We start from the raw sequence: 20,262 nt of genomic DNA on the forward strand, positions 1-20,262 counted from the left end.
GTCAGCGCCCTGGAGGCTCCCGTGAACGGCGACGGGGGCGGCGGGTTCCGGCCGGGCACGCTGTGGATGGCATGGCTCTACAGCGAGGACGACACGTCATGGGTCACCGCCCGGCGGCTGACGGGCGACGAGGCATGGCGGACCGGAGCCGTACGGGCGGCCGACTCCCTGATCCAGCGGTGCAACCCGCGCGGGCGCTCGGTCAGAGCCTGGGGCGCACTGACCGATCAGAAGAACGTGCCTCGGCGAGTTCGAGGGCCGCGTTCCAGGTGGCGCGCTGCGATATCAGCCGCCGGTACTTCATCACCTCGGCACGCATGTCCACGGCGAGGGCGCCGATGACCCGGTCGTTCGCACGATAGAGCGCGGTGAACGGACCTCCGTCCGTGTTGTCGCCCGCGACCACCTCGACGCCGACGTCGTGCCCGTCGGCGGCGGAGATTCCGGCGAACTGGATCCGACTCGCGTACCAGTCCGACCAGAAGTACGGGACCGTCTCGTAGGGCCGCGTCTGCGAAGGGGCGACGGCGTTACGCGCGGCCCGGGCACCCTGCTCGGCCGCGGTCGTCCAGTGCTGCAGGCGCATCGGGCCGTCGAGGACATCGTCGAACAGCGGGTTGGGCCAGCGGGCTATGTCACCCGCGACATGGACGCGGGGCGCCGCGGCGAGCGTGGCATCGGCGACCACGCCGTCATCGACCGTGAGCCCCGATCCCTCGAGCCACCCGGTGGCCGGCGCCGCGCCGACTCCGGCGATCAGGATGTCGGTCTCGATCTCCCTCCCGTCCGAGAGCCGCACCGCCCGCACGCGATGATCGCCGAGCACCTCGTCGACCTGTACTCCGGTGAGAACGCGGGTGCCGTAGCGCTCGTGCAGCCGGGTGAGCGCCTGCCCCATGCTCGTGCCGATCGCGGGCGCCAGCAGCGTCGGACCTCGCTCGATCACCGTGACATCGAGGTCCAGCGCCCGCCCGACCGAGGCGAGTTCGGAGCCTATGAACCCCCCACCCACGACCGTCAGCTTCGGAGTGCCCTCGCGCAGGGCGCCCCGAAGTGCCCGGGCGTCGTCCAGCGTACGGACGGTGAAGACGCCGGCGAGGCCATCGGTTCCGGGCAACGACCGGGCGTACGAGCCGGTCGCGAGGACGAGTGCGTCGTAGTCCACGGTGCGCTCGCCGACGGTCACCGTTCGCGCGTCGAGGTCGAGCGCGGACGCCGCAGTGCCGAGGACCAGGTCGACGCCGAGCTCACGAGTGATTCTGTCCTCGTCACGGTAGGTCGGATCGGGGCACTCCTCGGCCGACAGATAGCCCTTGGACAGGGGCGGGCGGTCGTACGGCAGGTGCTCTTCCGCACCGACCAGCACGACCGCGCCCTCCCACCCGTCGCCGCGCACGGCTTCGACCGCGCGCAGCCCGGCCAGAGAACCGCCGACCACCACCAATGTCTCCGTCATGGCCGCCTCAGTCCTCCAGTGAGAGTGCCTCGCTCGGGCAGGAGGAGACGGCGTCGCGCGCTTGTGCTTCCTGCCCGTGGGGGATGGTTTCGGTCCGCAGATGCATCTGACCGTCCTCATCCACTTCGAACACGTCGGGAACGACCGACTCGCACATCCCGATACCTACGCAACGGTTCCAGTCCACGACGATCCGCATGGAGCCTCCTGGCTCACATCGAGTCGGTCCTGCCGCAGGTCCCGTCGAAGGGAGGCGCGCAGGACAGACGAGTTCTTCCGACAGGTGCCCATCGCCACATCCGCTGGTGAGGGGCCAGGTCAGGTGATCAGTAGCCCATCAGGGGCCGACGGCCGGGCCGGGCCGCGACCGGTCTGCTCCGGTCCGGCCCGGCCGTACGGGTCAGATCCGGTCGCGGCGGGCGTCGGGGGACGACAGGGCCACCTCGCCGCGCGCCGCGGCGTTGAGCGTCTGCACCACCCAGGTGTTGAGGTCGGTGGCCCTCTGTTCCGCGGCCGAGTGCCACCGGGCGAGTTCCTCCTCGGTGACCGGCAAACGCGGCAGATAGCCGGACTGGGCGGCAGAGTCTGTGGTCGGCTTCTCAGCTGTGGCGTTTCTGCTCGCGGCGCGGACCCGGCGGCGGAGCTCGTTGCGCGACCAGGAGCCCTCTTCGGCGAGGCGCAACCATCGGTCCTGTTCGGGTACGGGAAGGGGGGCCACCTCGGCGTGGTGCTGGAGGCTCAGCGCCGGACGGCGGCGCTCATGGCTGAACTTGCGAGCGAGCCACGCGTAGTTGCGCAGCGTCTGCGTGTTGAGGCCCACTTCTTCTGCGGCGCGTTGATACCGCCCCCTGAAGCGTGTCTGTCCATGAGCGAGCCAATCGCCCAGGCACCATGACGTCGCGTCAGCGATCCGGGCGAGTTTGCGGCCCGCCGACGCCCAGTCGGCAAAGCTCAGATCGCTGGGCATCAATAATCCGGCGCGCGTGGTGATGATCCGGTCATCCCCGCTCGCCTGCGTCTTGCTGCGCCGCGGACGCCCTTTCGGCGGTAACGGGAGAACTGCGTCAGTCGTCCGAGCACCTTGCATGGATACTCCTCCAACCGGTCTCGACCCGGCCTGTGACAGACGTACCGCTTGCCCAGCCACCCCCATGCCAAACAGGTGGAGCCATGGGGAACAGGTGATGGGGCGCTCCCGCGGGCGGCCGGAGTGTCTCGCCGGCGGGATGCGCCGGCGGGATGCGCCGGCGACGCGCCCTCCGTCCGGACCTATGAAATGTGCGCCCGCCAATGGAAGTCATTGACGACCCATTCGACCGTGCCACACGGTGGGATACGGATCCCCTGCAGCGACGGTCGCCGGACGAGTACCGGCGGAGTCCGCTTTCACGTTTCCAGGTTTTCGAGATTTCCAGACTGGAGGTACCTGTGTCTGGCGTGTTTGAATCCTCGCCGCACGGAAAAGGGATATCCGCCGAGGCCGACGACGTCGCACGGTCCGTAGTCACCGCCGAAGCGGACCCGAGCGAGATGACCGAGTTCGCGGTCCTGCCCAAGGCGGCCTATACGAGCGAGGAGTATCTGGTCGCCGAGAACAGGCGTCTGTTCAGTGTCTCCTGGATGTTCGCCGCATTCGCCCGCCATCTCGCCGAGCCTGGTGACGCCGTGCCCGCGACGGTGCAGGGGGTCCCGATACTTCTGGTGCGCGACCACGACGGAACCCTCAGGGCGTTCCACAATGTCTGCAGCCACCGCGGCAGCCAGTTGGTCTGTGAGGCCCAGAAGGAACGGAAGACGCTCGTCTGCCCCTATCACGCCTGGACCTACAACCTTAAGGGTGAGCTGGTCTGGACCAAGCACTTCGCGGGCGTCAACGCCACTGACCTGCCGGATCGGCAACAGAACAAACTCGGCCTCAAAGAGGTGGCAGTCGCCGAGTGGCTCGACTTCGTGTTCGTGAACTTCTCCGCCCTGCCCGAGCCGTTCTCCGCACAGATCGCCGAACTCGAAGATCGGTGGTCCGAATACGACCTCAGCTCGATGACATACAGCACGTACCTGCGCTACGACTTCGAAGCGAACTGGAAGCTGATCGTCGAGAATTTCCTCGAGAGCTACCACGTTCCCTTCATCCACCAGACGCTCAACACCTATTCGCCGTTCTCGGAGCGGTACCAGATCAAGCTGAGTGACCGTCTGATGGGAATCGGCACGGGGCGCTACGAACCCGATCCCATCAATGGGAAGCGCCTCCCGAGCTGGCCCATGCGCCACGGCAAGGGTTCGGTGAAGGCGGAGTACTTCAGCGTGTACCCCACCTTCCTGATCGGTGTCATGCCCGATCATCTCTTCGCCTGGGCGTTGGAGCCCATCGGTGCCGGCAAGACCATCGAGCACCTGCACTTCTACTTCGTGGGCGAAGAAGGTGCGCACGCGGAGAAATTCGCTCCGCACCGGGAACAGACGCTGGAGAACTGGAAGCAGGTCAACGACGAGGACTGGGACATCATCCAGCGAATGCAGGCAGGAATGCGGTCTCCCGCTTACCCGGATCCCCTGCTCTCCCGGCACATGGAGCGCAACATCAACGCGTTCCAGACATTGATCAGGACGCATGTGGGTCTTCCCGGCCCTGCCCGTACCACGCTCGTCTCCTGATCTCCCTCGTCAGACCTGCCACCTCACAGTGCAAGCCCCCGTCGAAAGGGCATTCCCATGGCCATTCACGTCGACAGTCCACTCCTGACCCAGACCGATCAAGCCACCAGTTTCGATGCCATCAAGCGCTCCCATGCCCTGTCGGGCGATGTCGGCCAACTCGACGACTACTACCGCGAGTGGGCCGACTCCTACGACGCGGATGTCTCCGATCAGGGCTATGAGGGCCCGAGGTTCGTCGCGGGACTCGCCGCCGACGCCACGACCACCATGGAAGCGGCACGTTCGAAGCTCACGGTGCTCGACGCGGGCTGCGGCACCGGGCTCGTCGGCATCGAACTCGCCAAGGCGGGCTTCACCAAGGTCGACGGAATCGACCTCAGCCATCCCATGGTGGCCAAGGCCCGTGACACCGGAAGCTACCGTCACCTGGCCGGGGGCGTGGACCTGAACCAGCCCGTCGAGCGCCTGGACTCCGACGCCTACGACGTGCTGACCTGCTGCGGGGTATTCACCGTCGGACACGTCCGCGCCCATGCGCTCGACCACCTCGTCGCCACCGTCCGCCGCGGCGGCATACTCGCCCTCAGCACCCGGCTCAGCTATTTACGCGATTCGGGTTTTGCCCACCATCTTGAGGAACTCGTCACCAGGGGACAGCTCAGCCTGCTGAAGACCTACGACAACGGACCGTACATTGACGAGGAGGGCGCCAAGTACTGGGTTCTTCGCAAGGATCGTTAGGGCCCTGTCTCCAGGTCTTCTTTCCTGTCTCCTCACAGACGGAAAACACAGACGGAATGGGGCAATGAGTATGCCCACCTCGGGTCGGGCGGACATCGGCACGCGCTGGGGTCTGGTGTGCGCGGGAACCGCACTCATCGGCACCTGCTACGGGTTCGCCCGGTTCGCCTACGGTCTGTTCGCTCCCGAGTTCCAGGACTCCTTCACGATTTCCTCCACGGTGTCGGGGGTCATCGGCTCAGGCAGCTACATCGGGTACTGCATCGCCATCGTGGCCAGCCTGATTTTCACCGAACGGGTCGGTGCCCGCCGGATGGCAGTGGCAGCCGGCGTCGTGGCGACCGTGGGCACCGCGATGGTCGCGCTGGCGCCGTCCACGCCGGTTCTCGCGGCCGGTGTGCTCATCGCCGGTTCCAGCACCGGCCTGGCCTCTCCACCGATGGCAGCGGCCGTGAGCCGCTGGGTGCTGTCCGGGATCCAGGATCGCGCGCAGAGTGTGGTCAACGCCGGCACCGGCATCGGTGTCATGGTCTCCGGGCCGATCGCCCTGCTGCTCATCGACCAATGGCGCTGGGCCTGGGGGGTGTTCGCCGTACTCGCCGCCGCGGTCACCCTCTGGGTGCACCTGGTCATTCCGTTCACTTCCTCCGAGCACAGCACTGATTCCGGGAAACCCGGCCATGCCCGCGGCACCGCGGTCATGGTTCTCGCCGCGTTCCTCATGGGGCTGGGCAGTGTCGCCGTATGGACCTTCGGCCGCGATCTCATCACCACCGTCGGTGATGCCGGCAGTCTGGTCTCGACCTCCATGTGGACCGTGCTCGGTGCCGCCGGTTTCATCGGAGCGCTCAGCGGCGATCTTGTGGCGCGCGCCGGGCTCGCCCGGTCCTGGACCATGGTCATGATCACCATGGCTGCCGCCACGCTCCTTCTCGCGCTCGCTCCAGGATCGACCGTCGCCGCCTTCGCCGCCGCCGCGGTCTTCGGGGCCTCGTACGTCTGCCTGTGCGGTCTGCTACTGCTGTGGAGCACCCGGATCCACCCCGACCGCGCCTCCTTCGGCGTCGGGGTGTCCTTCCTGATGATCGCCGTCGGTCAGTCCGTCGGATCGCCGCTGGCCGGTGCTCTGACCGATGCCGCCGGGGGCACCAGTGCGTTCTTCACCTGTGCCGGGATCGCGCTTCTCGGCGCCTTTGTACGCCCCGGGCGTGCCATCGGCGCCTCGCACGGCGATGCCGCGCCGCACACCGTCGGAATTCCACGTGACCGGGACGACACCGGTCCCGTCGGCCGGGGCGACCCGGACGGCGACATCAGGGAGGGACAGGACCATGCGAGGCGTCATCCTGACCGGGTTCGGCGGCCTTGACGCATTGGAGTACCGCGAGGACCTCGCGGCTCCCCGCCCCGACGCCGGTGAAGTCGTCGTGCGTGTGGCGGCCGCAGGACTCAACAACACCGACGTCTGGACACGTGAGGGGGCTTACGGCACCGACGACGACCCCACCGCGTTGGCGGGATGGCGGGGAGAGGCCATCGGATTCCCCCGGATCCAGGGCGCCGACGTCGTCGGCCATATCGCGGAGGTCGGCTCCAGGACGCCGAGGTCACGCGTGGGTGAGCGGGTCCTGGTCGATCCCATGCTCTACACGGGCGGCGAGCGCGAACTGGTGCAGACGCGCTACCTCGGCAGCGAACAGGACGGCGGATACGCCGAGTTCGTCGCCGTGCCGGCCGCCAACGCCCATCGGATCGACAGTGCCTACAGCGATGCCGAGCTAGCCACGTTTCCCACCGCGTACCTCACCGCGATGAGAATGCTCAACCGCGCACGCGTCACCGACGGTGAGACGGTGCTCGTGACCGGCGCCTCCGGCGGTGTGGGTTCTGCCCTGGTCCAGTTGTGTGCCATTCGCGGTGCACGTGTCATCGCCCTCACCTCGTCGGAGAGAGCCGCCGACGTCGCGGGCCTCGGTGCCCACACCGTCCTCCACCGCGAGAGCTTCGCCCCGACCACCATCACGGACGAGGTGGACGTCGTCGCCGATGTTGTCGGTGGGCCCTTTTTCCACGACCTGCTCAGCGAGGTCGTTCGGCCGCTCGGGCGCTATGTCACCGCAGGTGCCATAGCGGGTCCGGTCGTCGAGACCGACCTGCGCAGGCTCTACCTGAAACAGGTCGAACTCATCGGCTCGTCCTTCGGCTCCCACGACGACTTCGCCGCGTTGGTCGCGCTCATCCAGAACGGCTCCCTCAAACCACTCCTCGCGCGGACGTACCCCCTCGCGGACTTCGTGTCGGCCCAGGAGGACTTCATGGGAAAGAACTTCCTGGGCAACATCGTCGTCATGCCCTGAGCGCAGCCTGACGGAGTGTCACGCGGCTCGGGCCGTTGAACGGGGCCAGGCACAGCACCGTCTCCGGCGTCCGCAGGCGGTCGTTCTCCGCGAACAGCCGCCGTACCGCCGCGAAGGAGACGTCGCCGCGGGTCTCCCGTGCGGCCCGGTCGTACAGCTCGAGGGTCGAGTCGGACATGGCAGGCCTGACGTCGCCCGTCTCCGTCCCCCACACGTCGTTGTCCGCCTCATCCCCCCACAGGTCCCACAACAGCGTCTCCACCTTGTTCAGGTCAGCCAGGTCCAGCCGGATGTTGCCCGCCACGAACCACTCCCCGAACAGCGGCCCCTCCTCCGGCGGATGCAGCCCGAAGGTCTCCGGGTCCGCGCCCCGTTCCCGGATCGCCCGCCACGCCTCGCCCGCGACCAGGAAGCGGTCGCGGGGCACGTCCATCGGGTCGAAGTCCACCTTCCAGTGGTCGGTGACGAGGGGGTCGGCCAGCTGGGCGTCGGCGAGCAGCCAGGTGCCCCGTTCGGCGTTCCAGTACTCGGTGACCACGTGGTCGCAGTGGAAGCCGTTGTTGCCGAAGTAGTCGGCGAAACCGGACCGTATGCGGGCGGGGATGCCGGCATGGCGCAGGAACGAGCAGTGCAGCAGCGAGAAGTCGCGGCACACCCCGACGAACCGGTCGGCGACCGCGCGCCGCCGGGCCAGCGGGGCGTCGTCGCGCCCGACGATGATCCGCAGGATGTCGTCGATGTAGCGGGCCTCGGCGTCGTTGTGGAGGCGGTCCTGCGGGTGGTTGTGGTGGAACTGCTCTCCTTCTCCGCGATGGATCAGCAAGTCGCGGACGACAACGGCCAGTTGAGCCGGATCGTCCGGCAGATCGGCGTAGCGGGGCGCGAGTTCGCCGGGATCGGAGAACGCGCTCTGCGTGGCGTAGAAGGCGGCGGTGTCCGGGGCGAGTTGTGCGACTGGGGTGATGGTCATGGTTGGACACCGTGGCAAAATTCCCCGCAAATTGTCCAGCGGTTCGGGCAAGTGAACCGGTCACGTATCCGGCCAAGTAACCTGTGCCGATCACGCCGCGCGCAGCGGCAGTTGGGCCCCGGCGGGAGGAAGAACGGTCATGGTTGCTGCTCCGGTTCTGGAGGAGCTGCGGGAGGTCTGCCAGCCGCAGGCCAAGCTCGCGAGCCGTAACGGCGAGCACTGGGCGGGCCGGCTGTACATGCGACGCGTCTCGCTGCGGTTCACCCGGCAGTTGGTGCGCACGCCGGTCACCCCCGACCAGCTGACCTGGGCCATGGTGGTGTGCGGGGTCGCCTCCGGCGCCGCACTGATGATCCCGGGCCTGACCGGTGCCGTACTCGCCGTCGTCCTGATGCAGCTGTTCCTCCTCTTCGACTGCGTGGACGGCGAGGTCGCCCGCTGGAAGGGGCAGAACAGCGCGGCCGGCATCTACGTCGACCGGCTCGGCGCCTATCTCGCCGACGCGGCGCTGATGGCGGGCGCCGGTTACCGGGCCGCCGAGTCCGGCTTCGGCGGCTGGCTGTCGGTCGGCATCGCCACCGCCCTGGGTGTCGTCCTGCTGAAGGCCTCGACCGACCTCGTCGACGTGGCGCGGGCCCGGCGGGGGCTGGGCGTCGTCGACGACGAGTCGACCCGGCCGCGCTCGCAGGGCGTGGCCACCGTGCGGCGGCTGGCGGCCGCCTTCAAGATCCACCGCGTGACAAACGGCATCGAGGCGTCGCTGGTCCTGCTGGTCGCGGCCGTGGCCGACCAGGTGACCGGCGGCATCGAACCGACCCGCTGGGCGCTGGGCGCGCTGGCGGTCATCACGTGGGTGATGGTTCCGGCCCACCTGTTGTCGATTCTGTCGTCGTCGCGGTTGCGGTGACGTAGCTGAGGTAGTCGTACAGGGCGCCCGCCCCTTCGAGCATGGCCCGGGTACGGGCGGTCAGCGCCTCTCCGCGCGCGCCGACCGCCGCCCGCAACGCCTCGGTGCTGCCCTCCCGTCGCAGCCCCTCCAGCACCGGCCGGATCTGGTCGAGGAAGTAGTGGCTGCGCCGCAGAGTGTGAATGAGCCGGGCGTCGCGCACATCGGCCGGGCTGTAGACGCGGTACTTGGTCCCTCGCTCCCGCTCCGGCGCGAGCAGCCCGGCCGCCTCCCACACCCGCAGCGCGGACGTCCGTACGCCGAGCAGCGCGGCGGCCTCCCCGATCCGCAGGCCGGAGTCGGGCAGGGCAGCGGGTTTCTCCCGGGCCAGCGCCTCCAGGGCCTCGCTCGCGGCCCGCAGCCGGGTCCGCTCGTCGTGCAGTGCGGCATGCGCGGCGTCCACGAGGGCGAGGGCGGCGGGAGTGTCCCCGTCGTGCACGGTCCGCATGATCCGTGTCGCCGCCACCGGCCCGTACCCCTTGGCGAGGGTCCGATACGCCAGCAGCGCACGGCGGTGCACCTCCGTGAAGGCGCGGTATCCGGAGTCGGTGCGCGCGGCCGGGGGCAGTACGCCCGCCTCCTCGTAGTTGCGGATCTGCTGTGTCGAGACACCGGCGAGGCGAGCCAGGTCGACGGGCCGGAAACGCTGGGCATTCTTCATCGGTTTGAAGGTTACGGCCCTGTGTCCATGGCCCGTACGGCAAAAGCCTCAACAGGAACTTCAATGGAAAACTTGAAGGCATGGACGACTGCATCCGAGTCACTGGCGCCCGTCTGCACAACCTCAAGAACGTCACCCTTTCCATTCCCAAGAACAAGCTGGTGGTCCTGACCGGCCTCTCCGGCTCCGGCAAGTCCACCCTCGCCTTCGACACCTTCCACCGGGAGGGCCAGCGGCAGTACCTGGAGTCGCTGGGCATGGTCACCGGCTTCGTCAGCCGCCCCGCGATGGACTCCGTCACCGGCCTGTCCCCCTCCATCAGCGTCGATCAGCACCACACCAACCGCAGCCCGCGCTCCACGGTCGGCACGGTCACCGAGGTCTTCACCTACCTGCGGCTGCTGTGGTCGAGGATCGGGATACAGCCGTGTCCGGGGTGCGGGAAGGAGGTCCCGCCGTCGCACGCGTACGAGTACGACGACGAGGGCGACGAACCCGGCGAGTCCACCCCCTGTCAGCACTGCGGCACCCTCGTGCCCGACCTGGTGATGGGCTCCTTCTCCTTCAACAAGCCCGCCGGCGCCTGCCCGGCCTGCACCGGCCTCGGCGAGGTGTTCCGGGCCGACGTACGGAGGCTGGTCGACGGCGCCCGCTCGGTCGCCGAGGGCGCGGTGCTCGGCTGGCCCTCGAAACTCACCGAGCGGAACGTGCCGATCCTGCGGGCGGCGGCGCGGCACTACGGGTTCACCTTCGACGCGGAGACGCCGGTGGATGAACTCGATTCCGTCCAGCGGGACTTGCTCTTCCACGGCGTCGAAAGCCCGGAGTTCCGAAGGAGATTCCCCGGGGTGGAGCCGCCCGGGACCGTCACCGGGGGACGTTTCGAGGGCGTGGTGCCGGCCTTGATGCGGCGGTACGCCGAGCGCATCGAGGACACCGAGTACCGGGAGCGCACCGAGAAGCAGGCCCTGGTGAAGGAGGCCTGCGGGGACTGCGAGGGCACGCGGCTGCGGCCGGAGAGCAGGGCGGTCACCGTGCACGGCCTGACGATCGTCGAGGCGGCCCGCCTCCCGCTCGACGAACTGGCGCACTGGCTGGGCGGATTGCGGGACAAGGTCACACCTGAGGAGTGGCCGCTCGTGGAGCCCGTCGTCGCCGACCTGGACGAGCGGGTACGGCGACTGGTCGACGTCGGCGTCGGATACCTGACCCTGGACCAGTCGACGCCGAGCCTGTCGGCGGGCGAGACGCAGCGGCTGCGCCTGGCGGCCCTGCTCGGCTCGGGCCTCACGGGTGTCCTCTACGTCCTCGACGAACCGACCATCGGACTGCACCCGGCGGACACCGCCCGCCTGATCGACGTCCTGCGCAGACTGCGCGACCTGGGCAACACGGTGCTGGTCATCGAACACGACCTGGATGTGCTGCGGGCGGCCGACCATGTAGTGGACGTCGGCCCGGGGGCGGGCCGGGACGGCGGCCGGATCGTGGCGGAGGGCACGCCGGGGGAGGTGGCCGGGGTGGAAGGCTCGGTGACGGGCGCGTATCTCTCGGGCAGGCTGCCGGCGCCGGTGTCGAAGGGACGGGGGAACGGCGACCGGGCACTGGTGATCCGCGGAGCCCGCGCCCACAACCTCAAGGACATCACCGTACGGATTCCGCTCGGCCGCCTGGTCACGGTCACCGGCCCGTCGGGATCGGGCAAGTCGACGCTGATGCTGGATGTATTGGACCGGGCCGCGCGGAGGCGCTTCTACGGTGCGGGGGAGCCGCCGGCGGAGCACGACGGCATCGACGGCTGGGAGCACCTGGGCAAGATCGTCACGATCGACCAGGAGCCGATCAGCCGACTGCCCCGTTCGAACGCGGCGACGTATTCGGACGTGTTCACGCCGATCAGGGAGGCCTTCGCGGCCCGGTCGGGCGGAAAGCTCACCCCCGGCCACTTCTCCTTCAACGTTCCGGGCGGCGGCCGGTGCGAACGCTGCGAGGGCGCTGGGGTGTTGACGGTCCACATGCACTTCCTGCCGGCGGTGGAGGTGCGATGCCCCGCGTGCCGGGGACGCCGCTTCAGGGGCGAGGTGCTGTCGGTGCGGTACGAGGGTCACGACATCGCCGAGGTGTTGGAGGCGACGGTGGACGAGGCCCTGACGGTGTTCGCGGACGCCCCGCCGGTCGCGTCCCGGCTGCGCCGCATGGCGGACGTGGGCCTCGGTTACCTCCCGCTGGGCCAGCCGGCCACGACGTTGTCCGGAGGGGAGGCCCAACGCCTCAAGCTGGCGAAGGAGTTGGGGCGGAGGGCGGCCGGGCGCACGCTGTACCTGCTGGACGAGCCGACAACGGGCCTGCACGCCGCCGACACCGCCCGCCTCCTCGCCGTACTCCAACGCCTGGTCGACGCGGGCCACTCCGTCGTCACCATCGAGCACAACCTGGACGTGATGCGTGCCTCCGACTGGCTGATCGACCTGGGGCCGGAGGGCGGGGCGGCCGGGGGGACGGTGATGGCGGAGGGGACGCCGGAGAAGGTGGCGGGGTTGGGGGCGGAGGCTTCGCGGACGGGGAGGTTTCTGCGGCCTGCGGCGGTGAGCGGCGTGCAGGCCAACCCGCCAGGGGCCACGACCAGTCAGCCCTGCCTCTCCAGCACCGCGTAGTCCGCGAAGCTTCTGCGGTAACGGGTGTGGCGGGTCTCCTGGGTGTGCTTGCGCTGCCACTCCTCGACCTCCGCCGGGTCGCCGCACGGCCCGGACGCGGCACCGCACTCGGCCTCGTCCCCCGACACGCAGTGCGCCTCGTACTCCGGCTGGGCCGAGGCGTCCTGCACGATCGAGTACGGCACGTAGCGGAAGATCCTGCGGCGGGCGGCCGGTGCCTCACCGTGGTCCCGGCGCTGGTGCTGGCGGAGCAGTACGTTCGCGTCGGTCACCGCGCTGCCGTCGAAGGCGGCCCGCGCATCCTCCCGCCGAGCCGCCAGCTCGTCGCACGTCGCGCAGGCGGGCACCGGTACGGGCGGTCGGGACACGTCATCCAGCTGACGTGACGTCGTCAGGCCTTCCCGGAAGCGGTCATTGAGCGCCTTCACCCCCGCGCTCAGCCGTTCCTCCTGTGTTGCCGCACGGACCAGGGCCGGGTCCGCCTGCCACTCCCGTCCGCCGCCGATCGGGCGCAGCATCGCGTACGGGCCCGCCTTGTCCCGGTACTCGCCGACCTTGCGCGTCTGTGGGTCGAAGACGATCGTTCCCGGTTCCAGCCGCTCAACCATGTCCAACTCCCGGCACCTTTCGTAACTCTGGGTGTATCGAGAGTCGCCCACGGGAATCGTCCGCATCAATGCCTCAGGCGTGCCACTGATCGACTGTCACAAGGGGGAAGCGGTGAGCCGACGCAATGCCGAGGGGGGATCGGGGGTCACTACGGCCGCCGTGTTCGGCGAGGTGCTCAAGCACTTCCGCGAGGCTGCGATGCTCACGCAGGGGGCGCTGGCCAAGGAGATTCCGTGCGACCGGTCGCATGTGGCGCGGGTGGAGGCGGGTACGCGGGTCCCGCAGGACACCTTCGCCAAAAAGTGCGACGAGATTCTGGGTACGGGTGGGGTGTTGATGCGGTTGTGGGGACGCATCGACTGGTACCCGGAGGTGGAGCATCCGGACTGGTTCCGGCGGAGGGCCGAGATGGATGAGAAGGCCGTCGCCCTGCGGGAGTATCAAGAGCGCGTCATCCCTGGTCTGTTGCAGACGCCGGACTACGCGCGGGCGCTGTTCAGTCGCCGTGGTGCGAAGGCCGACGAGGTCGATTCGCGTGTCCGGGCGCGTCTGAGCCGACAGCAGCGCTTCCTGGCCGACGGCGGCCCGTTGTACGTCGTCATCCTGGATGAGAGCTGCCTGCGCAACGCGGTGGGGAGCCCGGCGGTCATGCGCGACCAGTGCGCGCACCTGCTGTCCGTCGGACAGCACCCCAGCATCCGTATCCAGTTGGCTCCATCAGATCTTTTCGGGCTCATTCGCCCACGAGGATCCATGTCGCTGATCGAACTGGCTGACGAGCGCTGGGTGTACTCGGAGTCCCTGGACCGTGGCCACTTCAACAACGATCCTGCCCTCTACCAGCGCCATTTCCAGACTTATGATGTGCTCAGGGCGGACATCCCGTCAGCCCGCGAATCCGCCGCTCTGATCAGCGACGCGATGGAGGGGTACGAGCATCATGGACAGGCACGAGCTCGACGCGGCGACCTGGATCAAGAGCAGCTACAGCGACGACAACGGCGGCAACTGCATCGAAATCGCCCCCGGTTTCCCCACCGTCGTCCCCGTCCGCGACAGCAAAACCCCTGACGGCCCAGTCCTGTTCATCACCCGCTCCGCCTGGTCGGCGTTCACCTCCACTCTCCGCTGACCCGGAGCGGCTGCCCCCTATGCTGGGCGTGCCCGTAACAGGCAACCCACGCACGCCAGGAGGCACTTGTGTCAGCGCTGGAGCCGGACGACCCGCGCTCCATCGGGGACTACCGGTTACTGAGCCGACTCGGTGCGGGCGGCATGGGCCGGGTCTTCCTCGGCCGTTCCCCGGGCGGGCGGCTCGTCGCGGTCAAGGTGGTGCATGCCGAGCTGGTGCGCAAGCCGGAGTTCCGCTCCCGGTTCCGGCGTGAGGTGCAGGCCGCCCGGCTGGTGAGCGGGGCGTTCACCGCGCCCGTCATCGACGCCGACCCGGACGCGCCCCTGCCGTGGCTCGTCACCAGCTACATCGCCGGGCCGTCGCTGGAGCAGGCGGTCGCCGAACAGGGGCCGTTGGGGACAGGCAGGGTGCTGGCGCTGGCGGCCGGGCTGGCCGAGGCGCTGATGTCGATCCACGCGGTGAACCTCGTGCACCGCGACCTCAAGCCCTCCAACGTGCTGCTCGCCGAGGACGGACCGAGAGTCATCGACTTCGGCATCGTCCGCAGCGTGGAGGGCGACTCGATCACCAGGACCGGGCACGTGGCCGGCTCGCCGGGGTTCATGTCCCCCGAGCAGGTCAGCGGCGACGAGATCACCCCGGCCAGTGACGTCTTCTGCCTCGGCGCGGTCCTGGCCTTCGCGGCGACCGGCGACAACCCGTTCGGAGGGGGACCGACCCCCGCCCTCCTCTACCGGGTCGTGCACAACGAACCCGAGGTCGACGCCATCGCGGACCCGACCCTGCGCGCCCTGATCACCGCGTGTCTGACCAAGGACCCCGCCCGCCGTCCCACACCGCGCGAGATCCTCACCCAGGTCGGCCCGGCCGGCGGCGAGAGCACGATGGCGCTACGGCCCGTCGCCCCTCTCCCGCACCGGGCAGCCACCCACCGGCAAACGGCCCACCCGGCCACCGCCGTGCCCCCGACGCGCTCTGCCACGCACGTCGACACCACCCAGCCACCACCCCCCGGCATACCGAGCCCCCCGACCGCCCCCGACGAGGGCCGCCGTAGCACCCGTAACCGCCGCGCCTTCCTGCTCTCCGGAGCCGGCGCGGTCGCCGCGATCGGCGCCGGTGCCGGCTTCTGGCTCAACCGGTCCGCAGCCGACGACGAAGGCGGGGCAGGCGACAAGGGCGCCGATACCAGCACCTCCCCCTCCCCCTCCACCCCCCGCCTCCCCCAACCAATAGGCATCTGGCCGCTCGACGAGGCCTCCGGCGCCCTCGCCCGCGACACCGTCCGTGGCAACGACGGCACCGCGACCGATGTCCGTTGGCGGGCCGGCAACGGCGGGGCCGCCGAGTTCGACGGGACCCGCAGCCAGATCGTCACCGCGAGTCCGGTGCTGAGGACCGGCGCCGGCCGCAGCTTCACGGTCGCCGCCTGGGTCTGCCTCTCCACCGAGCCGGGCTTCTTCGCGACCGCCGTCAGCCAGGAAGCCACCGAGGACAGCGGCGCCAGCGGCTTCTACCTCCAGTACTCGAGCGACGAGAAGCGCTGGGCCTTCGCCCGCCCCGGCCTGCGCGCGGTCGGCTACTCCGTTCCCGCCGTGGACACCTGGACGCACCTGGTCGGCGTCTGCGACGGCCCCCGCCGCAAGCTGCGGCTGTACGTCAACGGCGTCCAGGAAGCGGAGACCGACGACACCAAGCCGATCCCCGCCCCCGGCGGCCTCATGATCGGCCGCGCGACCTACAACGGGCAGCCCAGCGACTTCTTCCCCGGCGCCATCAGGGACGTACGCGTCTTCGACCGGGCCCTCACCTCCGCCCGGATCAAGACCCTGAAGTGAGCAGCCCCTTCAGATCCTGGTTGGAGAAGAGGGGACCGACACCGCGATGCCGGTCAACAGGGCAGTCATCCCCGGCCAGTTGGTGAAGGCCCGTTCGCTCAGCCCCCGCCAGTTCCTCGTCAGCCGCCCTTCGGGTCCTCGCCGCCGTCCCGCTTGTCCCGGTCCTTCTTGTCCTTGTCGTCCCCGTCCTCGTCCTCGTCCTCGTTCTTCAGGGACTTGAGGAACTCGGGGTTGTCATCGGGCGCGACCCACTGCCGGCCGCCTCCGCCCCGCTTCCACGGTGAGCCGCCGGAGCCGCCGGAGCCGAGGGCGCCGCCCGCCGTGGCCGGGTGGCGCTTCTTGCCCGCGATGAGCCAGGAGATCGAGCCGACGAGCGGGAACAGCAGCACGAGGAACGCCCACAGCGGCTTGGGGATGTGCTGGATATCCTCGTCCTTCGTGCTGATGCAGTCGATGAACGCGTAGATGCTCAACGCCAGTGGAACGAGGAACATCAGCACCCGGAGCATGGGGCCTCTCCAGCGAAGTGGGCGTCGGGGCCACGGTCAGGGGCCCCAGGTACAGGGTCAGGGTAACGGCTCGGGGATACTTGACCCCATGGCTTACGACGATCTTCGCTCCCTGCTGAGAGCGCTGGAGCGCGAGGGCGACCTCAAGCGCATCAAGGCCGAGGTGGATCCGTACCTGGAGGTCGGAGAGATCGTCGACCGGGTGCAGAAATCCGGCGGACCGGCGCTCCTCTTCGAGAACGTGCGGGGCTCCTCGATGCCCCTCGCGATGAACGTCTTCGGGACCGACCGCCGGCTGCTGAAGGCCCTGGGCCTGAAGTCGTACGCGGAGATCAGCGAGAAGATCGGCGGCCTGCTGCGGCCGGAGCTGCCGCACGGCTTCGTCGGCGTGCGCGAGGCCTTCGGCAAGCTCGGCGCGATGGCGCACGTGCCGCCGAAGAAGGTGAAGGACGCTCCCGTGCAGGAGGTCGTGCTGCGGGGCGACGAGGTGGACCTCGACGCGCTGCCCGCCCTCTTCACCTGGCCCAAGGACGGCGGCTCCTTCTTCAACCTGGGGCTCACGCACACCAAGGACCCGGAGAGCGGGATCCGCAACCTCGGGCTGTACCGCCTCCAGCGCCACGACCGGCGCACGATCGGCATGCACTGGCAGATCCACAAGGACAGCCGGAACCACTACCAGGTGGCGGCCAGGCGCGGGGAGCGGCTGCCGGTCGCCATCGCCTTCGGATGTCCCCCCGCCGTCACGTACGCCTCCACCGCGCCCCTCCCCGGCGACATCGACGAGTACCTCTTCGCCGGGTTCGTCGCGGGCAAGCGGATCGAGATGGTCGACTGCAAGACGGTGCCGCTCCAGGTGCCGGCGCAGGCGGAGGTGGTCCTGGAGGGCTGGCTGGAGCCGGGCGAGATGCTGCCCGAGGGCCCCTTCGGCGACCACACCGGTTTCTACACGCCGCAGGAGCCCTTCCCCGCCCTGACGATCGACTGCGTGACGATGCGGAAGCGGCCGTTGCTCCAGTCGATCGTCGTAGGCCGGCCCCCGACGGAGGACGGACCGCTGGGCCGTGCGACGGAGCGGTTCTTCCTCCCGCTGCTGAAGATCATCGTGCCGGACATCGTGGACTACCACCTGCCGGAGGCAGGCGGCTTCCACAACTGCGCGATCGTCTCGATCGACAAGAAGTACCCGAAGCACGCCCAGAAGGTGATGCACGCGGTCTGGGGCGCCCACATGATGTCCCTGACGAAGCTGATCGTGGTCGTCGACTCCGACTGCGACGTCCACGATCTGCACGAGGTCGCCTGGCGCGCGCTCGGCAACACGGACTACGCGCGCGACCTCAGCGTCGTCGAGGGCCCCGTCGATCACCTCGACCATGCCTCCTACCAGCAGTTCTGGGGCGGCAAGGCGGGCATCGACGCGACGAAGAAGTGGCCCGAGGAGGGCTACACGCGGGACGGGGGGTGGCCGGACATGGTGGAGTCCGACCCGGAGACGGCTGCGAAGGTGGACCGCCGCTGGAAGGAGTACGGGTTGTGAGCAGCGCTTCCGCCGCGATCCCGCAGCCGGGACGCACCAAGGCGTTCCTGCGCCTGGTGATGATCGAGCACTCCGTCTTCGCCCTGCCCTTCGCGTACATCGCCGCCCTGACCGCGATGTTCCAGTGGGACAAGAACATCCACTGGGGCCGGCTGCTGCTGGTCACCGTCGCCATGGTGGGCCTGCGGACGTTCGCGATGGCGGTCAACCGGATCATCGACCGGGAGATCGACGCCCGTAACCCCCGCACGGCGCAGCGGGAGCTGGTGACGGGTGCGATGTCGGTCCGCCACGCCTGGACGGGCGCGCTGATCGCGCTGGTCGTCTTCCTCGGCGCGGCGGCTCTGCTCAACCCCCTCTGCCTGGCCCTGGCCCCCATCGCGGTGATCCCGATGGTGGTCTACCCCTACGGCAAACGCTTCACGAACTTCCCGCAGGCCATCCTGGGCCTGGCCCAGGCGATGGGCCCGATCGGCGGCTGGCTGGCGGTCACCGGCGAGTGGTCCTGGGACGCGGTGATCCTCGGTCTGGCGGTCGGCATCTGGATCGGCGGCTTCGACCTGATCTACGCCTGCCAGGACGTGGAGACGGACCGCGAGATCGGCGTCATGTCGGTCCCGGCCCGCTTCGGCATCCCGGCGGCGATCTGGGGGGCGCGGGCTTGCCACGCGGTGACGACGGGGCTGTTCGTCTGGTACGCCCTGACCACCGGCGCGGGCGCCTTCTTCTGGTTCGGCCTGCTGATCGTCGCGGGCGCGTTCGTCTACGAGCACAACATCGTCCGCCCGCACGACCTGTCCCGCGTGAACCGGGCGTTCTTCAGCGTCAACGGGTTCATTGGAATTGCCCTTTTTGTGTGCGCGCTGCTGGATCTTCTGGTGCGCGGACTGACAGTCTGAAAAGGTCGCGGTCCGAAACATGAGAGCTGACGGATAGGCTCGACACCATGAAGCCAGGACAGACGCAGCGCACGCCTTGGATCGTGGGGGTGTCGGGAGCGTCCGGTACGCCGTACGCGGCCGCTGTGCTGCGTGCGTTGCTGGAGGCGGGGGAGAGCGTCGACCTGGTGGTCAGCCGGGCCTCACGGCTCACGCTGCTCGACGAGACGGGCATCTCCTTCCGGGACGCGCACTGGCAGGACGACCTGCGGGAATGGCTGGCCAGGGGGGCCGACGGGAAGCCGGACGTCTTCCAGGTGGACATCGACCGCGTACGGCACTGGAGTGCCGGCGACCTCGCGGCGGGGCCGTCCTCCGGGTCGTACCCCTCGAAGGGCATGCTGATCGTCCCCGCCTCCACCGCCTGCGTCGCCGGAGTCGCCCTCGGCCTGTCCAAGGACCTGCTGCAACGGGCCGCGAGCGTCACCCTCAAGGAGCGCCGTAAGCTCGTCGTCGCCGTACGGGAGACCCCCCTCAACGGGCAGACACTGCGGCACCTGGTGACCCTGGACGACGCGGGCGCGAGCGTCGTGCCCGCCTCACCCGGCTTCTACGCGGGCGCCACGCACATCCAGGACCTGGTGGACTTCGTCGCCGGACGGGTCCTCGACGCGGCGGGCGTCGAGCACGGGCTGTACCGCCGCTGGAAGGGCGAGCTGGGCGGCTCCCGCTCCGAACGTCCCGAGTGAGCGCCACAGCGACACGCACCACGCACCTCAGGAACACCCCAGACCCTCTCAAGACTCTTCAGCGGAAGGCTTCGATCGCATGGACGCGGTGGACAGGCAGCTCATCCAGGCCCTGAGGGAGAACGGCCGGGCCTCCTACGCCGAGCTGGGGCGCCTCGTCGGACTGTCGGGACCCAGCGTCACCGACCGCATCAACCGGCTGGAGGCGGCCGGCGTCATCACCGGCTACCGCGCCACCGTCGACGCCGCCTCGCTCGGCCTCGGCGTCACCGCCCTGATCGGCATCTCGCTCTCCGACGCAGCCGACCACGAGGACGTGGCGGCCCGGATGAAGGACCTCAGCGAGATCGAGGACTGCTGGTTCATCGCCGGCGACGACTCGTACATGCTCAAGGTGCGGGCGAACGACGTGGACGGGCTGGAGAGGATCATCCGGCGGCTGTCCGGGACGAAGGGTGTGTCCCGGACCCGTACCACCATCGTGCTCTCCACCAAGTGGGAGAACCGGGTGGGTGAACTGCCGGAAGAGGTCTAGGCGTACCGTTGGTCGAGTTGTCGTAG

The 20,262-nt window shown here is 69.2% G+C and carries 20 protein-coding genes; 13 read left to right on the forward strand and 7 right to left on the reverse strand.

Translation table 11 applies throughout. The features are described 5' to 3' along the window. Positions 1-202: 202 nt before the first annotated feature. The 3 genes from ABT063_RS17995 to ABT063_RS18005 form a co-directional block, all read right to left on the reverse strand. Positions 203-1,456, reverse strand: coding sequence for an NAD(P)/FAD-dependent oxidoreductase (locus ABT063_RS17995; RefSeq protein WP_351058323.1), 1,254 nt, complete (start codon positions 1,454-1,456; stop codon positions 203-205). A 7-nt stretch (positions 1,457-1,463) separates the two neighbouring features. Continuing rightward, positions 1,464-1,655: a ferredoxin gene (locus ABT063_RS18000; protein WP_351058325.1), complete on the reverse strand. Its 192-nt coding sequence runs from the start codon at positions 1,653-1,655 to the stop codon at positions 1,464-1,466. Positions 1,656-1,856: 201 nt separating this feature from the next. After that, positions 1,857-2,543, reverse strand: a complete 687-nt coding sequence (locus tag ABT063_RS18005) for an LmbU family transcriptional regulator (RefSeq protein ID WP_351058326.1) — start codon at positions 2,541-2,543, stop codon at positions 1,857-1,859. Positions 2,544-2,746: 203 nt separating this feature from the next. On the opposite strand from ABT063_RS18005, the gene ABT063_RS18010 reads away from it, so the two are divergent. The 4 genes from ABT063_RS18010 to ABT063_RS18025 all read left to right on the forward strand — a co-directional run bounded on the left by ABT063_RS18010 (position 2,747) and on the right by ABT063_RS18025 (position 7,215). Next, positions 2,747-4,114, forward strand: coding sequence for an aromatic ring-hydroxylating oxygenase subunit alpha (locus ABT063_RS18010; protein ID WP_351058327.1), 1,368 nt, complete (start codon positions 2,747-2,749; stop codon positions 4,112-4,114). A gap of 57 nt (positions 4,115-4,171) precedes the next feature. After that, positions 4,172-4,858 (forward strand): class I SAM-dependent DNA methyltransferase, encoded by a 687-nt coding sequence (locus tag ABT063_RS18015; protein ID WP_351058328.1) that lies wholly within the window; start codon positions 4,172-4,174, stop codon positions 4,856-4,858. 64 nt (positions 4,859-4,922) lie between these two features. Further along, the gene (locus ABT063_RS18020) at positions 4,923-6,227 is read left to right on the forward strand and encodes an MFS transporter (protein ID WP_351058329.1); all 1,305 of its coding nucleotides are present in this window, start codon (positions 4,923-4,925) and stop codon (positions 6,225-6,227) included. Further along, positions 6,190-7,215 (forward strand): alcohol dehydrogenase catalytic domain-containing protein, encoded by a 1,026-nt coding sequence (locus tag ABT063_RS18025; RefSeq protein WP_351058330.1) that lies wholly within the window; start codon positions 6,190-6,192, stop codon positions 7,213-7,215. The genes ABT063_RS18020 and ABT063_RS18025 overlap by 38 nt, the downstream gene beginning before the upstream one ends. Here ABT063_RS18025 and ABT063_RS18030 read toward each other — a convergent pair. Then, on the reverse strand, positions 7,205-8,185 hold the full coding sequence (locus ABT063_RS18030; protein WP_351058331.1) for a transglutaminase-like domain-containing protein: 981 nt from the start codon (positions 8,183-8,185) through the stop codon (positions 7,205-7,207). The genes ABT063_RS18025 and ABT063_RS18030 overlap by 11 nt on opposite strands. A 139-nt stretch (positions 8,186-8,324) precedes the next feature. Here ABT063_RS18030 and ABT063_RS18035 point away from each other — a divergent pair, with 139 nt between their 5' ends. Further along, entirely contained in the window at positions 8,325-9,092 is a 768-nt protein-coding gene (locus tag ABT063_RS18035; protein WP_351058332.1) for a CDP-alcohol phosphatidyltransferase family protein, read from the forward strand. Here ABT063_RS18035 and ABT063_RS18040 read toward each other — a convergent pair. Further along, on the reverse strand, positions 9,031-9,792 hold the full coding sequence (locus ABT063_RS18040; RefSeq protein WP_351058333.1) for a MerR family transcriptional regulator: 762 nt from the start codon (positions 9,790-9,792) through the stop codon (positions 9,031-9,033). The genes ABT063_RS18035 and ABT063_RS18040 overlap by 62 nt on opposite strands. Before the next feature lie 80 nt (positions 9,793-9,872). On the opposite strand from ABT063_RS18040, the gene uvrA reads away from it, so the two are divergent. After that, entirely contained in the window at positions 9,873-12,446 is a 2,574-nt protein-coding gene (gene uvrA / locus ABT063_RS18045) for an excinuclease ABC subunit UvrA (RefSeq protein WP_351058334.1), read from the forward strand. Here the strand turns inward: uvrA and ABT063_RS18050 are convergent. Continuing rightward, the gene (locus ABT063_RS18050) at positions 12,419-13,054 is read right to left on the reverse strand and encodes a DUF7848 domain-containing protein (RefSeq protein ID WP_351058335.1); all 636 of its coding nucleotides are present in this window, start codon (positions 13,052-13,054) and stop codon (positions 12,419-12,421) included. The genes uvrA and ABT063_RS18050 overlap by 28 nt on opposite strands. A 112-nt stretch (positions 13,055-13,166) precedes the next feature. On the opposite strand from ABT063_RS18050, the gene ABT063_RS18055 reads away from it, so the two are divergent. The 3 genes from ABT063_RS18055 to ABT063_RS18065 all read left to right on the forward strand — a co-directional run bounded on the left by ABT063_RS18055 (position 13,167) and on the right by ABT063_RS18065 (position 16,025). Beyond that, a complete protein-coding gene (locus ABT063_RS18055; RefSeq protein ID WP_351058434.1) occupies positions 13,167-14,126 on the forward strand; it encodes a helix-turn-helix domain-containing protein in 960 nt (319 codons plus the stop codon). Further along, on the forward strand, positions 14,074-14,187 hold the full coding sequence (locus ABT063_RS18060; protein ID WP_351058435.1) for a DUF397 domain-containing protein: 114 nt from the start codon (positions 14,074-14,076) through the stop codon (positions 14,185-14,187). Before ABT063_RS18055 ends, ABT063_RS18060 begins: the two co-directional genes overlap by 53 nt. 68 nt (positions 14,188-14,255) lie before the next feature. Then, a complete protein-coding gene (locus ABT063_RS18065) occupies positions 14,256-16,025 on the forward strand; it encodes a protein kinase domain-containing protein (protein WP_351058336.1) in 1,770 nt (589 codons plus the stop codon). A 119-nt stretch (positions 16,026-16,144) separates the two neighbouring features. Here the strand turns inward: ABT063_RS18065 and ABT063_RS18070 are convergent, their stop codons facing one another. Then, the gene (locus ABT063_RS18070) at positions 16,145-16,534 is read right to left on the reverse strand and encodes a PLD nuclease N-terminal domain-containing protein (RefSeq protein WP_351058337.1); all 390 of its coding nucleotides are present in this window, start codon (positions 16,532-16,534) and stop codon (positions 16,145-16,147) included. A gap of 88 nt (positions 16,535-16,622) precedes the next feature. Between ABT063_RS18070 and ABT063_RS18075 the strand changes: the two genes are divergently transcribed. The 4 genes from ABT063_RS18075 (at position 16,623) to ABT063_RS18090 (ending at position 20,236) form a co-directional block, all read left to right on the forward strand. After that, positions 16,623-18,074 (forward strand): menaquinone biosynthesis decarboxylase, encoded by a 1,452-nt coding sequence (locus ABT063_RS18075; protein ID WP_351058338.1) that lies wholly within the window; start codon positions 16,623-16,625, stop codon positions 18,072-18,074. Then, positions 18,071-18,973 (forward strand): menaquinone biosynthesis prenyltransferase MqnP, encoded by a 903-nt coding sequence (mqnP, locus tag ABT063_RS18080; protein ID WP_351058339.1) that lies wholly within the window; start codon positions 18,071-18,073, stop codon positions 18,971-18,973. Before ABT063_RS18075 ends, mqnP begins: the two co-directional genes overlap by 4 nt. Positions 18,974-19,020: 47 nt before the next feature. After that, complete coding sequence (locus ABT063_RS18085) at positions 19,021-19,701, forward strand: UbiX family flavin prenyltransferase (RefSeq protein ID WP_351058340.1); 681 nt, start codon at positions 19,021-19,023, stop codon at positions 19,699-19,701. 79 nt (positions 19,702-19,780) lie between these two features. Then, positions 19,781-20,236 carry an Lrp/AsnC family transcriptional regulator gene (locus ABT063_RS18090; RefSeq protein WP_015658626.1) on the forward strand — a complete coding sequence of 152 codons (456 nt, stop codon included), beginning with the start codon at positions 19,781-19,783 and terminating at the stop codon, positions 20,234-20,236. Positions 20,237-20,262: the final 26 nt, after the last annotated feature.

This window comes from Streptomyces sp. NPDC002838, assembly GCF_040295365.1.
Lineage (GTDB): Bacteria > Actinomycetota > Actinomycetes > Streptomycetales > Streptomycetaceae > Streptomyces.

Coding starts and splice junctions, on each gene's coding strand:
- ABT063_RS17995 (WP_351058323.1), bottom strand. CDS start 1,456: ATGACGGAGACATTGGTGGTGGTCGGCGGTTCTCTGGCCGGGCTGCGC.
- ABT063_RS18000 (WP_351058325.1), bottom strand. CDS start 1,655: ATGCGGATCGTCGTGGACTGGAACCGTTGCGTAGGTATCGGGATGTGC.
- ABT063_RS18005 (WP_351058326.1), bottom strand. CDS start 2,543: ATGCAAGGTGCTCGGACGACTGACGCAGTTCTCCCGTTACCGCCGAAA.
- ABT063_RS18010 (WP_351058327.1), top strand. CDS start 2,747: ATGGAAGTCATTGACGACCCATTCGACCGTGCCACACGGTGGGATACG.
- ABT063_RS18015 (WP_351058328.1), top strand. CDS start 4,172: ATGGCCATTCACGTCGACAGTCCACTCCTGACCCAGACCGATCAAGCC.
- ABT063_RS18020 (WP_351058329.1), top strand. CDS start 4,923: ATGAGTATGCCCACCTCGGGTCGGGCGGACATCGGCACGCGCTGGGGT.
- ABT063_RS18025 (WP_351058330.1), top strand. CDS start 6,190: ATGCGAGGCGTCATCCTGACCGGGTTCGGCGGCCTTGACGCATTGGAG.
- ABT063_RS18030 (WP_351058331.1), bottom strand. CDS start 8,185: ATGACCATCACCCCAGTCGCACAACTCGCCCCGGACACCGCCGCCTTC.
- ABT063_RS18035 (WP_351058332.1), top strand. CDS start 8,325: ATGGTTGCTGCTCCGGTTCTGGAGGAGCTGCGGGAGGTCTGCCAGCCG.
- ABT063_RS18040 (WP_351058333.1), bottom strand. CDS start 9,792: ATGAAGAATGCCCAGCGTTTCCGGCCCGTCGACCTGGCTCGCCTCGCC.
- uvrA (WP_351058334.1), top strand. CDS start 9,873: ATGGACGACTGCATCCGAGTCACTGGCGCCCGTCTGCACAACCTCAAG.
- ABT063_RS18050 (WP_351058335.1), bottom strand. CDS start 13,054: ATGGTTGAGCGGCTGGAACCGGGAACGATCGTCTTCGACCCACAGACG.
- ABT063_RS18070 (WP_351058337.1), bottom strand. CDS start 16,534: ATGCTCCGGGTGCTGATGTTCCTCGTTCCACTGGCGTTGAGCATCTAC.
- ABT063_RS18075 (WP_351058338.1), top strand. CDS start 16,623: ATGGCTTACGACGATCTTCGCTCCCTGCTGAGAGCGCTGGAGCGCGAG.
- ABT063_RS18085 (WP_351058340.1), top strand. CDS start 19,021: ATGAAGCCAGGACAGACGCAGCGCACGCCTTGGATCGTGGGGGTGTCG.
- ABT063_RS18090 (WP_015658626.1), top strand. CDS start 19,781: ATGGACGCGGTGGACAGGCAGCTCATCCAGGCCCTGAGGGAGAACGGC.